This is a genomic window from Streptomyces sp. NPDC045778, assembly GCF_056431945.1.
This window is the reverse complement of the sequence record NZ_JBWKJZ010000029.1, coordinates 39,691-53,716: the sequence shown is the minus strand read 5'-3', so window position 1 is coordinate 53,716 and position 14,026 is coordinate 39,691. Positions and strand designations below refer to the sequence as shown.

Here is a 14,026-nt window from a genome sequence, read left to right as displayed (position 1 = left end):
GGTACGAGCGCCACTCGTGCCGGGCATTTCCTGCGGGCCGTCTCTTTCTTCAGCGTTTTCGGGCCAGGGTGATGCCGTCCGCCATCACAAGCAGCGACATGTCCACTCGCTCGTCCTCGACGAGGGCCGCGTTCAATTCACGAATGGCCACGGTGTCCGCGTCATCGAATTCCGGGTCGGCGACCCGCCCGAAGAAGAGCGTATTGTCGATGACGATGAGGCCACCGCTCCGGGTGAGGGAGAGCGACTTCTCGTAATAGGTGCGGTAGTTACTCTTGTCGGCGTCGATGAACACGAGGTCGAAGGCCCCGGACCCGCGCTCGGCGAGCAGTCCGTCCAGGGTGTCCACCGCGTCCCCGACCCGCAGCTCGATCCGGTCCTCGACACCGGCCCGCTTCCAGTACGGGACTCCGACCTCCGGCCACCGGTCGCTGATGTCGCAGGTCACGACCTTGCCGTCGGCGGGAAGCGCGCGGGCGGCGCACAGCGTGCTGTAGCCGGTGAAGGTGCCGATCTCCAGTACGGAACGGGCGCAGACGAGCCCGATGAGCAGCCCCAGTAACTGCCCTTCCTCAGCCATGACTTGCAGCGCCGCACCACCGGGCAGCAGTGCCGTCTCCTCCCGCAGCTCTCTGAGGATGTCGTCGTCGCGCAGGGATACGTCACGGACGTAGGAAAGGAGGTTCTCGGTGGAATCAACCTGGTGGGCCATTGAGGCAATGCCCTTCTCTTCGAGGCGCACAGAATGATGATTCTGCCGATTCATCGTAACATCGACTACTGCCCCCGGTAAGGAAATTCAGAAGCGATCGCGGCTATCTGCCCGTCCACCACGTCGAGTTGAGGTCCGCCCCTCGGTCGGGGCGCGACCTTGCCGAATATCAAGGATCGGACGTACCCCGGCGGTCCTGCGGGTGACGATGAGCACGGTGGAGCACCGCCCGGCTCGGGGGAGTACACGCGCGTCAGGACCTGAGAGGGCGTCTGGAGCCCCGGCCGGTGAGCCGGACCATTATGTCCTTGGCCGGTCCCGTGGCGGGGATGACCGCCGATATCCGCCTCGTCACGGACAGCCGCTGCGGCCGCTCGCTGCCCTCCTCACGCCCGGCCAGGCAGGCGGCGCCCCGCACGGCCCGGACAGCCACGGGCTCCCTGTGACTGTTCAAGGACGCTGCCGGTCGCCGTGCACCCCGCAGCCCGTACGAGCCAGAAGAGCTGGACCTGCCGGAGTGCGGCTGGGTGGCATGTGGCCAGATCTGGGCCTTCACTCTTCGGCCACGGCAGTCACTTTTTCCTCATAATTTTCACGCTCACTTCTCCCCTTGGCCTGCACCTGTCACGCTCTGTCCGCTCGCAGCGCACGACCCGTGAGCGTGGGTGCTTCTCGTGTGCCGACCATCCGACAACAGCTGTGAACAAGGGGGATTTGCATGGGCATTCGCCATGCCGTCTTATCCGCTGCCGCGTCGTTGCTCCTGCTGGCCTCCGGCGCGATGGCCAACGCGCCGACGGCCCTCGCCGCTCCTCAGTCGCCCTCTGCCGGCCAGCAAGTACCGAGCGGGGGGAGTGGAACGGCGAAAGCCGAAGCCGCCGCGGACGACTCCACCGGGGGCCGGTACGTCCCGACGCGGGCACGTGTGCTGGACAACGTCGCGGTGGAGCCCGGGGCGACGCTGACCGTGAAGGTCGCGGGTACCGCCTCGCTGCCGGGCGAGGGGCTCGAATCGATTGCCGTCAACGTGGCCGCCAAGGGCGACAGCGACTCCGGAACGGTGATCGTCTACCCGTCGGGAGAGTTGGAGCCGGACGCGGCAAGCGTCAGTTACGACAAGGCGCACTACGCGGCCACCACCTTGGTGACCAAGGTCGGCACCGACGGCCAGGTCAAGGTCGTCAACCAAGGTGCCGCCGGCGTCCGTGTCTACCTGGATGTGCAGGGCTACACACTGCGTCAGGACAACGGTCAGGGCTCGTCCTACGTGGCCCTGCCGCCGCAGCGCGTCCTGACCCCGACCAGCGTGGGTGGCGGGGGCAACCTGGAGCTGAAGCCGCTGGGCAAGGCCGGTGTGCCCACGTCCGACGTCACCGCCGTCGCGGTGACCGTCACCGCCAAGAGCGCCTCCACGGGCACCCTGCGGGTCTACCCCGCAGGCGAGGGGTGGCCCGCCGACGCCACCATCGACTACCAGAAGGACGCGGCCCAGCAGAACTTCGCCATCGCCAAGCTCGGCACCAACAGCGCCGTCAACATCCACAATCTCGGCTGGGGTGGCGTCGAGGTGGCGGTGGACGTGGTCGGCTACTTCACCCGCTCCGACAGCATCGCGCAGCGCGCCGGCCTGCGCTCGGTACAGCCTGCCCGAGTCGCCGAGAAGCTGGTGCTCCCGGCGGGCGGCAGCAAGGTCGTGGACCCGCGCGGTGTGGCGGGCGTACCCGTGCTCAACACCACGGCCGTCGGTATCACCGTCACCGCCTTCGGCTCGGGGTCGGGCGCCGTCCAGGCGCACCCGACCAACGCTCCCGCCGCGCCGGGCCCCACGGTCAGCTACCGCCCCGACACCGAGGCCACCGGCTTCACCCTGGCCAAGCTGGGCGCCGACGGAAAGGTCAGCCTGCGCAACACCGGGACAAGCCCGGTGAGCGTGTGGGTGGACGTCCTGTCCTACGCCGAACTCGTCGAGCGCACCTTCCCCTCTCCCGCCAGCGTCGGCGAGGCGATCGAGAACATCACCGGCACCGCGGACGTGAGCGGCACCGTCGACAGCGACAGCGAGAACATCGCGATCACCTCGCGGACCGACGACTCGGGCACGACGACCGTCAAGGTGCCCCGAGATCCGCAGCAGGGCATCAAGGTGAGCAACGACGCGGGCACCACCACCCTGAAGCTGCCCGCATCCGGGACCGCCACCCGTACGGCCGGGGGAACTGTCGTGTACGACGGCACCAGCGCCAACCACGCGATCGGCGTACAGCCCACCGCCGACGGCGGCTTTCGCACCTTCGCGCACCTCGACGACGCCTCCGCGCCGACCACCTACTCCTTCCCGATGACCCTGCCCGCCGGCACACGTCTGGCCGTCGACGAACTGGACGGCAGCGCACTCATCGTCAAGGACCATGCCAGCACCACCGAGCCCGCCGTACTGGTCGAAGAAATCACCCGGATCCAGAAGCCATGGGCCAAGGACGCCAACGGCCGTACCTGGCCGACCAGTTACTCGGTGGAGGGTGACACCCTCAAGCTGCACGTCGACCTCACCCCGGTCACGGATGCCTCCGGAGCCTCGATCTCGCCGCGGTTCCCCGTGGTCGCCGACCCCTGGGTGAAGCGCAACTGCGGCATCGTGACGTGCTCTTGGTACTTCAGCAAGGCCACCACGCGCTGGATCAAGTCCAAGTTCGACAACTACGGGTGGACCGTGGCCCAAGCCAGTGGTGTCATCTGTGGCAACCTTCCGCACGCCGTCGCCAAGGGGGCCTGCAACATCGCCGTCGCGTACTACTACAACAGCGCCTTCAACAACACGCGCGCCGCCTACAACCGTGGCGGATGTCTGGTGGTGAGGGTCAACGTCTTCTGGGGTGCGAGCCCGGCCACCGCGTGGCGCTCCGTGCGCTTCGACAACGTTCCACTCAGCAACCGCTACTGCTACACCCGTTGACCCACCGACGACCAGCCCCCCGTATGCGGTGAACGGGGCCGGTGGTCGGACAGGCAAGGGCCCGGAAGCGGGAATCGCTTCCGGGCTCTTGCCTCGCGGCACCGGGGCGCCCATCTCTCGGGATGGACGCCGATATCGACGATCGCGCGGCCCAGGGCGCGGGCCTCGGCCCGCGGCAGGGCCTCTGCACAGAACCGCGCCGCTCATTCGGGGAGCCGGAGCCGAACCGACCTGCGCGGGCTTCCAAGAAGGCCGGCAAGCCCGCCCCCATTCGTCTTCCGATGCAACCGCAGGCGATCCGTCTGGCCCCCACGCCCCGATGCTGATCCGGCGTTTTCTGCCCCGTTCCTGCTTGGGACAGACGGCAGTTGGGGCCGCGTGCGGTGGAGATTGCCTGGTCCTGGCGCGGGGACTCGCGGTCGGGGTCAGGGGGTGGCGCGCCGCAGGCCGCCGGAACCGACGGCGGCGACTCCTTCGGAACCCAGGGTGCTCATCCACAGATGCTTCCCGTCAGGCCTTTGGTACATCTGGGCAGGCAGGGAAGCGGGACAGGCGGTGTCGTCGGTGTCGTCCCGGGAGACCCCCGACTTCAGGTGCGTGGTGAAGAGGAAGTCCTTCTTCTCGCCGGACACCGAGAACACGCCGCCCTGGTAGAAGCACGATGTGGTCTTACCGGGCTTTCCGACCTTGACGGAGACTGCGACCTTGCTGGTGAGGAGCACGTTTCCCGGATCGATGGTGACCGTCTGGAGCTGGATGCGCCGGTCCTGTGAGAAGCCGCTGTTGTTGTCCCTGAGTTGCCAGTGGCCCGTGAACGCTGTCGGCACCTTCTGCTGGACGGCCATTTTCGGCTTCTTGAACAGCGTGACCGTGTAGTCGCCGAACTCCCACTTGAGAGTCGTCGGCTCGCTGCTGTCCGCGACGAGGCTCCCCGCCTGCTGCCCCGCGCACGCGTCCTTTTCCGTTGCGGGTGAGGCGGTGCGGACCTTCGGTGTGCCGAGGACCAGCCGGTCGTAGAACTCCTTCTTCACCTTGACGGGGACGGATTCCACGATGCAGAACCGCTCGGAGTCGACGGTCTGCACATCGACCCTGTCGTCACCGGGCAGGATCTCCACCCGTACGACGCGATCGCTCTTCATCGCGCCCTCCTTGGCGAGCTGACCCTCCCACGTGCCCTTGAACTTGCCCGGGACGGAGGCCCGCGTGAGTCCGCCGGCTGGCTTCCCCTTTCCGGCTGTTCCGCCACTGCCGCTGCTGCCGTCGTCCCACGGCTCCAGCGCAACCAGCCCACCGACGGCAGCGATCACCGCGACTGCAATTGCCCCTGCCGTGATGGCCCTACGGCTGCGGCGCCGCGCGGGGTCCGACGGCGGTGGGGTCACAGGGGGCCGCGCGGGCATGGTCGGCAACGGGGGCGTCGGCAGCCCGGCGGTGTGAACCGTGGTGGGGTGGCCTTGCGCTGCGGCGGAGGTGGCCGGCGCTGGGTCGTAGTCGAGCAATTCAGCAGTACGACGGGCCAGTTGAGCCAGAACCTCACCAGGTAGCCAGGGCTCGGTCGACCCGTCCTCGGTGCGCTCGGCTATCTGTCCGGGTGTGGGGCGCTGCTGCGGGTCCTTCGCCAGGCAGCCCCGCACGAGATCCACCAGTGAGGACGGCACTCCGGTCAGGTCCGGCTCGTCTTCGGCCACACTGAACAGCTGGGCGGCGAGCCCGCCGTTTCCACCCGCGCCGAACGGCTGGCGCCCCGTGGCCGCGTACGCGAGGACGGAGCCGAGACAGAAGACATCACTGGCCGGGGTGAGTTCGCGACCGCGGGCCTGCTCGGGGGACATGAACCCGGGTGAGCCGATGACCATGCCCGTGCGAGTCATCGCCGATTCCGCGGCCATCGTGTCCAGGCCGTCGAGAGCCCGCGCGATCCCGAAGTCGATGACACGCGGCCCGTCCACCGTGACCAGGATGTTCGACGGTTTGAGGTCGCGATGGATCAACCCACCGCCGTGTACGGCCTGGAGTGCGAGGGCGAGGCGGTTGGCGAGGAAGCGTACGGAACGCTCGGGAAGCGGGGCGAAGTCCTGTGCGACCACGGTGTGCAGATCCGGGCCCGGGATGTACTGAGTGGCAACCCAAGGGACGACCGCTTCGACGTCGGCGTCGAGGACAGCCGCGGTCCACGGCCCAGCCACACGCCGCGCGGCATCCACTTCGCGCGCGAACCGCCTGCGGAAGTCGGGAACTTGGGCGATCTCGCTCCGTACGACTTTGAGCGCGACCGTGCGCCCGCCCTCTGACCGGCCCATGTACACACGGCCCATGCCGCCCTCGCCGAGCACGCCCAGGAGCCGATACGCACCGATGCGTGCTGGATCGCCATTGCCCAGTGCCTTCACGCCGTCCCCCGTGTCCGCCGCACCTGATCGAAGGTCAAAGTACCTCACTCGCGGACGGCAGAGCGGGGACGGCTGCTGCTCAAGAGGGGCAGCAGGCCGGGCGCAGCGGCGGGAGGCCTCTTCGCCCGGCCCATCGCCCTGGCCGGACAATGCGGGCAAGGGCAGCCAAAAAGCCCCTCAACCTGGTCGACGGCGGTGCCTACCTACCAGGAGCCCGCTCATGGGCCGGACGAAGCGGGAGAGTCGCCGAAGCCCTTCCAGTCTGCCGCGAACATGGCGCAGGCAAAGGCCAGTGCGGGGGAGATGAGCCAGTGCATGTGGAGCGGCTTGTCGATGAAGTACGCCACGGACAAATATCCGAGCGCAGAGGGCTTCAGCCCCGCCGGTGTTGCGCCATCGGATGGCCCGCCGGCCCTTGTCACTGTCGCTGCGTGTATGCAGAGGAATCTCCTTCCGCGGTCGGGGAACCGGCGGCGCTCAAGGCTGACGCTGGAAGGGGCTGTCGAGTGGGGTCACCATCCCGCCGCCGGGGCGGACCGGGTCGACCCAGGCCTGCCGGAGCCGGTGCACGGCGACGGTGGAGAGGAGCCGGTCGTGCCTTCGGGCAGGGCCCGGTCTCCGACTTGCTACAGAGCGGCGGACTGTCCGACTTTCAGCCGCGCCCCGGGCCGTGGCATCAAGCCCGAGCTGTACCACAGGCTGCGGGCCGCCGGGTTGTGGATGACGCCGACCTCTTCGAAGAAGGTGATGAGGCGTTTCATGGCGCTGTGGAGGACGTCCTGGCGGTGGGGGCAGCGACGGGCCTCCTTGACAGCGGTGTCCGGGTCCAGGCCGACGGCGTGGTAGACGGAGGGGCTGATCAGTGTCCGGGCGACGACGCGTGCCATCTGCCCGGTGAGAAGCTGAACGTAGGCGCGTTCGGCGGCTGTCGCCTGTCGCATCTGACGGCGCAGCTCTTCGCGCGCGTACCGGACGTGGCGGGCTTCTTCGATGATGTGGATGCGTATCACGCTCCGCACGAGAGGCTGTACCCGCTCATCTTCGGCAGTCTTGCGCTCCAGCCAGTCCAGGAGTTCCTCGACGAGCAGGGCGGCGGCCAGTGCGGCGGGACTGGTGGCGAGGGTTTTGAGGAACCACCCCTGTGCGCGGTCGCGCTGGCCGGCTCCGTAGACGGGCGTTTCGAGTTTGCGGACCAGGCGGCCGAACATCATGGAATGGCGGCATTCGTCGGCGATCTCGGTGTATGCGTACCGGACATGATCGCTGGTACAGGGGAAGCCGTCGAGGTGTCGTAGCAGCAGGTGCATGAGGATCTGTTCGAACCAGATGCCCGAGCAGGTGATCGAGGCCCGTTCGTGGCGGGAGAGCTCCATACGCTGCTCTTCGCTCATCCGCTCCCACAGGGGGGTTTTGTAGAGCGAGATCAGCTCAGGTGCGACGTACCATTTGCCGTCCTCGAACGGGGCTGTCCAGTCGAGTTGGGTGTCGGGGTCGGATGAGTGCCGCGCGGAGGCGACCAGGAGCCGCTGCGCGGTGGTTTCGCGGTCGCGTTCAAGGACGTGGCGGTTGCGGTGCGAGGTGGTGTGCCGCTGTGCATGCATGACGTCGCTGTCTCCGAAGGTACAGGTGTAGGACACTGCTGGGTGCGGGGCGCGCTCCCGGTCAGCGTGATCGGGTCTTGAGCAGGGAAAGCTGTGTCACGAGCGCGGCGACAGGCTGAAAGGTGGCCCCAAGGAGCGCGGTGTGCTGCCAGCTGAGACGTCCGGCGGCATCGATCACGCATACGGAGCGGCGCACGCCGATGACAGGGGCGGCGACACCGAAGGAGCGGGCGACTGCCCGGTCGGTGTCGGCAAGGAGCGGCAGCGTGATCCTTTTGCTGCGCGCGAACTGCTCGTGGCTGTCGACATCCTGCGGGCTGATACCCCATACCTCGGCGTCCAGAGCCGCGAACTGCTCGAGGTGGTGGGTGTAGGAACACATCTGGCGTGTGCACACGGGGGTGTTGTCGCCGGGATAGAAGGCCAAGACCAGGGGTCGGCCGCGGTGTGCGGACAGTGAGTAGGTCTGCCGCTCGAAATGGCCGTTCATGAGGCGCCCGCCGGGCAGGGTGAAGTCCGGTGCTGGCGGGTGCGAGGAGGTGTCCTTGGGCACTGTGGTCCCTAGTGTCGAGGAGAGGGAAAGCGTCAAGTCGCAGAGGCGTTATGCCGTACGTCGTTGATGGCGGGGCTGACGGCCGGGCGGGTGAGCGGAGGACCGGCAGGGGGGTCGCACGGCGGGGCCAGGAGCTGGCCGGCGCAGTGCAGGAGTGGTGTGCCTGTGCCGACGGCTGCGTCAAGAACGCGGGCCAGGACCAGGATGTGGTCGCCGACCGGGAGGCTCCGCTCGACCTGGCAGTCCAGCCAGCTTGCTGCGGCGCTCAGCAGCGGGGTGCCGCCGGCTGAGCGTCCGCCCCACACCGTGCCGGCGCCGGGGAAGCTGTCCGGTGCGTTTCTGTCGCGCCGGGCGAAATGTTTGGCCAGGCTGGACTGGTCGGCCGACAGGTGGTTGACGACGAAGGTGCGGGCATCAAGCAGCTCCGCCAAGGCCCTGCTGGTACGGCGCAGCGCGACGGAGACCAGGGGCGGGGTGACGGAGGCGAGCGTCACGGTGCTGACCGTGACTCCGCGCGGCCGTTCGAGATCACCGTGGCTGAGTACGGCTACGCCCGAGGTGAAGTGGGAGGTGAGGGGTGTCCGGGGCGTGGCGCTTGCCTCCGCCGGCCAGGCGGGGCCGAGGGGGGCGCTCATGCGGCTGCCTCCGGCTGGGGGTGCTTTCCTGTGGCTTTGGAGGAGGTTTCGAGTGCCTTGCGCAGCCCCGTGTAGGCGGGGTGGGCCTTCGGCTCGAAACTGACCGCGAAGGGTTTGAGGAAGTTCCCGAGCAGGGCGCGGTCGCCGAACAAGTGCAGGGGCACCACGAGGAGGGCCCATTCGAAGCCCAGCCACCATATCCAGGCCAGCACGACCAGCCCTTGGACGGCCAGGCTGTGCATGGTGTTGTAGAGGACGTAGTACACCTTGGGGACGTGCCGACCTGGTGTGCGGTGATAGGTGATGAGGCCGGGCAGGTAGCCGATGACGTCGATGTAGGCGAACAGGATGAGGGCGGGGATCCAGCGGACTTCGCTGATGTGGTCGATGAAGGCTGCGGCGGTGACGATGAGTCCCAGGCCGTACTCCAGCCGCAGGAGCCTGTAGGTGGTACGTGTCTCGAAGAGATTGCGGGTGTCCATCAGTGCTGTCCCGCGAGGCTGGCCGGCGTCGGCGCACCGGGTGCCTTGTCCTTGACGGTGCGGACGGGGCCGAACAGGCCGTGGAGGATGTGCAGGATCGTCTCTTTCAGGACGCGTTCGGCGATCGGCTCCAGGACCCCGGCCAGACTGGGGATACCGAAGTCGAAGGTGCAGTCGAAGGTGACGGCACAGCCGTCGGCGTCGGCGGCCACGCTCCAGCTGCCGCTGAACTCGGCGAAGTCCCCCTCTGTCTGGCGGAAGGCGATGGTCAGCGCCTGGGGGTCGGTCTCGTCGGCTTCGGTCCAGCGCAGCACCCCGTTACGGAAAGCCACTTCCCACGTGGATCGGCTGGTGGCGCCTGAGGTGCCGTAGACGCTGACATTCAGGACCGCGTCGGCCAAGCCTGGGTAGCGCTCGAAATCCTGGAGGTGGCGGAAGGCCGCTTCAGGAGTGAGGGCAGGGACGCGGACGGCAAGGTGCGCGCTACGCATAGGACGGGTTCCCTTCGGTGCGGGGGTTGTAGCGGTGGGCCAGGGCGCAGCAGGCGCGGTCCATCGAGGTGTACAGGAAGTCGAGGTCGTCCTGGGTGAGGACGGCCGGCGGGGTGAGGCGCAGGACGGTTTGGGAGTTCAGTGAGTGGTTGGCGATGACGCCGTGTGCTGTCAGCTCCACGAGCAGATCGCCCACCAGGGCCGGGTCGGTGAACTCGATGCCCAGCAGCAGACCGCGGCCGCGGACCTCCGCGACGGCGCTGCCGAAGTGGCCGCTGACGATGCGGCGCAACTCATCGAGGAGTCCGGCGCCGATGGTGCAGGCACGTTCGACGAGGTCGTCCTCCTTGATGGCTGCGATGGTGCCGCGTGCGGCGGCCATGGCCAGGGGAGCGCCGGAGAACGTCGAGGTGTGCAGGTAGGGGTCGCGGTCCAGGGGGGCGAAGGCCTCGGGCGTGGCGATCACGGCGGAGACGGGGACGACGGCGCCACTGAGGACTTTGCCGACCAGCAGCGCGTCGGGGCGGACGACTTCGGTGTCCGCTCCCCACCACTCGCCCAGCCGGCCCAGACCTGTCTGGATCTCGTCGAGGACCAGGAAGGCGTGGTAGCGCCGGCACAGTTCCTCGACCGCGCTGAGATAGCCGGCCGGGGGGATGATGACGCCTGCCTCACCCTGCACGGGTTCGACGAAGACGCACGACTGCCCGTCCCCCGCTGCGGCCAGGGCGCGCTCAAGGGCGGGAGTGTCGGCGTAGGGCACGTGGGTGACGGCGGGCAGCAGGGGGCGGAAGGGGTCCTGGAAGACGGGTCGGCCGGTGAGGCTGAGCGCGCCCATGGTTTTGCCGTGGTAGCCGTTCTCCATGGCGATGAGCTGGGTCTTGCCGTTCAGGCGGGCCATCTTGATGGCGGCTTCGACGGCTTCGGTGCCGGAGCCGGCGAAGTGCACGCGTTCCATGCCTGCGGGGGCGACCGAGACCAGGGCGTCCGCGGCCAGCGCCGCGTGCGGTTCCAGGAAGAGGCGGGTGGCGACAGGGTGGGTGTGGAGCTGTTCGGTCACATAGCGCATGACGGTGGGGTGGCGTGCTCCGGTCAGGAACACGCCGTAGCCGCCGCAGTTCAAGAAGCGCCGTCCGCTGCTCGTGGTGACCCAGGCGCCCTGGGAAGCCACCTCGATATGGCCGCCGAAGAGTTCGCCGAGCATCGCACGGCCGCTGCTGAGCCGGGTCCGATACAGATGGGTGAGCGGTTCGGGGGAGAGGGCGCCACGGTACGGGTGCAGGGTCGACGGCATGTCGGGGCTGCTGGTGGGGGCGGACTCGTCGGGTGACATGGGGACGGCTCCTTTCACGAAAGGCCGACAGGGCGCTTGGCGACGTAGTCGAGCAGGGGCTCGGTGAACGCGGTGCGGGAGGGAGGGTGGAAGGACAGCGCCGTGCAGGCCGCGGTCAGGTACGCCACGTCGGGGGACTTGATGAAGGCCATGCCGCCCAGCAGTTCGGCGGCCTTGCGGGTGGTTTCGCCGAGGATGTCCTGGACGGTGTAGCGGGCGATCAGGCTCTTGGTGAGTGCCGCGTCGTCGGCTTCACCGGCGATGATCATGCGTGCCACCGATTCCAGGAGGAGCGTGGCCGACTCCAGGTGGGTGAACAGCTGGGCCCGCTCGGTCGCCCCGCCGCGCTCGCCCTGCCAGACGCGTTCGGCCAGCGCGCTGGCGATGCCCAGGTAGGAGGCGCTGATGAGCAGCTCGAACCAGATCAGGCCGACGGCCTGCAGTGAGCTGAGGCGCTCTTCCTCCAGTTCCGTGCGGACCAGGAGTTCGTCCTGGACGAAGACGTCGGTGACGCGGACTTCGTCGCTCTCCGCGCCCGCGAGGGCCCAACTGGACCAGAAGGGGTGCACGCTCAGGCCCTCGCTGTCGCGGGGGATGAGCGCCACTGCCAGGTCGCGGCCGCCGTCGTTGCGGGGTATGGCCACGCTCGCGGTCAGCATGTCCATGGAGCGGGACAGGCTGCACGGCTTCTTCGTCCCGTTCAGGACGTAGCCGCCCTCGCACGGGGTGGCCTTCATGGTGGGGCTGAAGATGCCCTGGCCGGGGTTGCCCTCGGAGAAGCCGGAGGCGATCAGGAGATGTTCCTCGGCCACCGTCTGAACGAAGAGGGACGACAGGCCGCCCGGATCGCTGTCGGCGAGGTTGAACAGGGTGGCGGCGGAGAAGTGGTGCATGGTGGTGCCCACTGCCAGTGAAGGGGCCGCGCAGGCCAGAGCACGGGTGGTGGCAAGTGCCTGTAGCGGGTCGGCTCCCAGGCCGCCGTACTGCTTGGGGATGACGAGGGCCGGCCCGTTGTGCCGGCGGAAGGCGTCGATGGCTGGGCTGTCACTGGACTCCAGCAAGGTCAGGGGCATGGTGCCCAGTTCCTTGAGCAGGCCGGGCAGAAACGTCTCGCATGTCTGCCGGGCATCGTCGAGGGGACGCATGTCAGATCCTCACTTCCTTACGTTGACCAGGGGGGGCGGGGCGAAGGGGGGTAGGCGGGGCGAAGGGGGGCAGGTGGGTCGGCTGGGATGCCTGTGCCGCTCGGCCTGCTAGGTGCCGAAGACCGCGGCGCGCGGCCGGATCCCCTTGGCGATGCTGACGCCCTGGAGATGGGAGGTCCGCAGAATGGGGTAGTTGGCCTCGCCGAAGACACCGCCGGTCAAGCCCGTGCCTCCGTGCGAGGGCAGGAAGGGCAAGAAACCCAGGTGCGAGTCGTTGACCTTGAGCAGGCCGCCCTGGCGGATCTCCTCGACGAAGTGGGCGACCACGTCGGGGTCCTGGGCCCATACCGAGTTGCGCAGGCCGTAGGCGTTGCTGTTGACGAATGCCGTGAACTGCTCCAGCAGCACGGAGTCGGGGGCCGGGTCGGGCACGATGACCGGCAGGAGCGGGAAGAAGGTCTCATGACGCACCGCCTGCACCTCGCGGGCCTGGTCAAGTCCGTGGACGAGCACCACGGTCGGTTCCAGGAACATGCCCGCCGCGTCCCGCGTCTCATCCGCCTGCATGGCGTGACCGCCGCACACCACTTCCGCACCCTTGCTCTTGGCGTCGGCGAGGCAGTCGAAGAACTTCTCGTTGCGCAGCACCGGAGAGAGCAGCACATCTTCCTCGCGCGCCAGACCGGGCCGGATGTGACCGATGTGGCGGACCAGGGTGTGCAGCAGCTCGTCGGCGACGGCGGGATGGACCAGTACCTGGTTGGGCACCATGCACAGCTGGCCCGAGCCGAAGAAGCTCTCCGTCAGGGCCTCAGCGGCAAGTTCGAGGTCGGCGTCCTTCCACACCACCACGGCGTCATTGCCCGCCAGTTCCAGGATCGGCTTCTTGCCGGCCTGGACGCACCGGTTCTGAAAATCCAGGCCCCGGTCGCTGTCGCCGAAGTAGAGCACGTCGTTGACCAGGGGACTCTTCAGCCAGGCAGCCAGCATGGGGGCTGGCTCCCCGCACACGACGTTCAGTGTGCCGGGCGGGGCGCCGAGCTTGTCCAGGACCGGCCGTACCACCTCCCGCATCGCGAACATCACGCCCAGCGGGGCGCTGCGCGGTGCCCGCACCACCAGGGCATTGCCCGCCATCAGGGAGGTGGCGCCCAGCATGGCGCTGGACAGGGGCGCGTTGTGGGGAGGATTGAGGCAGACGACACCGTCCGCGCAGCGCCGCACGAGCAGGCGCCGGGAGCCGTGGGGGTATTCCTGGACCATCTGCGAGCGGTAGAAGCTGATGGTTTCGGGTGAGACGCCGTGGAGCATGCCGGAGACCTGCCAGCGGGCCAGAGCGAGAGGGTGGCCCTCCTGGACCAGCACGTCGACGATGTCCGCGGCGTGGTCGGCGATACTGCGGTGCAGCAGCGCGCCCAGCTCGTCGAGACGGACCTCCAGGGGGAATCGCGCCCACTGCGCCGCCGCGTCAGAGGCGGCCTCCAGGGACTTTTGCACCGTGTCCCGGTCAGCCCGAGCCACCCGCCCCACCACGCTCGCAGGCAGCACATCGGGGATCTCCTCGCCCCGTTCCAGCTTCCGCTTGAGCGTCAGGCTGGCGAATACGTCGTCCATGAGAGCGCCCGAATCCAGCACATAGACCCACCGGTCCCCCGGCACATCCTGCCCGCCGACGTAGGACGGGTACGACACCACCGGGGAGGGGAGATCTTCGCCCGTTCCCGCCCA

Annotated in this window: 11 protein-coding genes; 1 reads left to right on the top strand and 10 read right to left on the bottom strand. The window is 68.3% G+C overall.

What is annotated here, in order from left to right; genetic code table 11:
* Positions 1-49: 49 nt before the first annotated feature.
* Complete coding sequence (locus tag AC07GB_RS30285; protein ID WP_478850996.1) at positions 50-712, bottom strand: O-methyltransferase; 663 nt, start codon at positions 710-712, stop codon at positions 50-52.
* Between the two features lie 925 nt (positions 713-1,637).
* On the opposite strand from AC07GB_RS30285, the gene AC07GB_RS30280 reads away from it, so the two are divergent.
* Positions 1,638-3,665, top strand: a complete 2,028-nt coding sequence (locus AC07GB_RS30280; RefSeq protein ID WP_478850964.1) for a hypothetical protein — start codon at positions 1,638-1,640, stop codon at positions 3,663-3,665.
* 425 nt (positions 3,666-4,090) lie between these two features.
* Here AC07GB_RS30280 and AC07GB_RS30275 read toward each other — a convergent pair whose 3' ends face one another.
* The 9 genes from AC07GB_RS30275 to AC07GB_RS30235 form a co-directional block, all read right to left on the bottom strand.
* On the bottom strand, positions 4,091-6,058 hold the full coding sequence (locus tag AC07GB_RS30275; RefSeq protein WP_478850962.1) for a serine/threonine-protein kinase: 1,968 nt from the start codon (positions 6,056-6,058) through the stop codon (positions 4,091-4,093).
* 626 nt (positions 6,059-6,684) lie between these two features.
* Positions 6,685-7,659 (bottom strand): AurF N-oxygenase family protein, encoded by a 975-nt coding sequence (locus tag AC07GB_RS30270; RefSeq protein WP_478850960.1) that lies wholly within the window; start codon positions 7,657-7,659, stop codon positions 6,685-6,687.
* Between the two features lie 61 nt (positions 7,660-7,720).
* Positions 7,721-8,212 carry a peroxiredoxin gene (locus tag AC07GB_RS30265; protein WP_478850959.1) on the bottom strand — a complete coding sequence of 164 codons (492 nt, stop codon included), beginning with the start codon at positions 8,210-8,212 and terminating at the stop codon, positions 7,721-7,723.
* A 32-nt stretch (positions 8,213-8,244) separates the two neighbouring features.
* Positions 8,245-8,847 (bottom strand): flavin reductase family protein, encoded by a 603-nt coding sequence (locus tag AC07GB_RS30260; RefSeq protein ID WP_478850957.1) that lies wholly within the window; start codon positions 8,845-8,847, stop codon positions 8,245-8,247.
* Positions 8,844-9,329, bottom strand: coding sequence for a hypothetical protein (locus AC07GB_RS30255; protein WP_478850955.1), 486 nt, complete (start codon positions 9,327-9,329; stop codon positions 8,844-8,846). The genes AC07GB_RS30260 and AC07GB_RS30255 overlap by 4 nt, the downstream gene beginning before the upstream one ends.
* A complete protein-coding gene (locus AC07GB_RS30250) occupies positions 9,329-9,820 on the bottom strand; it encodes a type II toxin-antitoxin system RatA family toxin (RefSeq protein WP_478850953.1) in 492 nt (163 codons plus the stop codon). Before AC07GB_RS30250 ends, AC07GB_RS30255 begins: the two co-directional genes overlap by 1 nt.
* Complete coding sequence (locus tag AC07GB_RS30245; protein ID WP_478850994.1) at positions 9,813-11,114, bottom strand: aspartate aminotransferase family protein; 1,302 nt, start codon at positions 11,112-11,114, stop codon at positions 9,813-9,815. Before AC07GB_RS30245 ends, AC07GB_RS30250 begins: the two co-directional genes overlap by 8 nt.
* Positions 11,115-11,167: 53 nt before the next feature.
* Positions 11,168-12,298 (bottom strand): acyl-CoA dehydrogenase, encoded by a 1,131-nt coding sequence (locus AC07GB_RS30240; protein ID WP_478850951.1) that lies wholly within the window; start codon positions 12,296-12,298, stop codon positions 11,168-11,170.
* A 108-nt stretch (positions 12,299-12,406) separates the two neighbouring features.
* Positions 12,407-13,912, bottom strand: coding sequence for an aldehyde dehydrogenase family protein (locus tag AC07GB_RS30235; protein ID WP_478850949.1), 1,506 nt, complete (start codon positions 13,910-13,912; stop codon positions 12,407-12,409).
* Positions 13,913-14,026 lie beyond the last annotated feature (114 nt).